The organism is Novosphingobium aquae, from assembly GCF_037572715.1.
In the GTDB taxonomy this organism is placed as follows: Bacteria; Pseudomonadota; Alphaproteobacteria; order Sphingomonadales; family Sphingomonadaceae; genus Novosphingobium; species Novosphingobium aquae.
In genome coordinates this window covers 1-279 of the sequence record NZ_JBBHJY010000039.1, presented here as the reverse complement: position 1 = coordinate 279, position 279 = coordinate 1, and the positions used below count along the sequence as shown (strand labels likewise).

The following is a 279-nucleotide window of genomic DNA, read 5'->3' as shown; positions in this document are numbered from 1 at the left end:
GCCAACGTCACTGGCACTTGCGCCAGCTGCCACAATGGCACGTCGGCAACGGGCAAGTCCGCGACCCACATCGCAACGAACACCAACTGCCAGGACTGCCACACAACCACGGCTTGGAGCCCGGCCAAAACGGTCAACCACAATGACGTGATCGGCACCTGTTCAAGCTGCCACAACGGGACCAAAGCCAGCGGCAAGCCTGCAACCCACGTCCCGACAACTGCGGAGTGTTCGACCTGCCACTCCACCACCGGCTGGACGCCCGCCAACTTCAGCCAC

At 63.1% G+C, this 279-nt stretch carries 1 protein-coding gene; it reads left to right on the top strand.

The genetic code is table 11. The features are described 5' to 3' along the window. On the top strand, positions 1–279 hold a 279-nt coding region (locus WG900_RS20185; RefSeq protein ID WP_339970194.1), incomplete at both ends, for a cytochrome c3 family protein.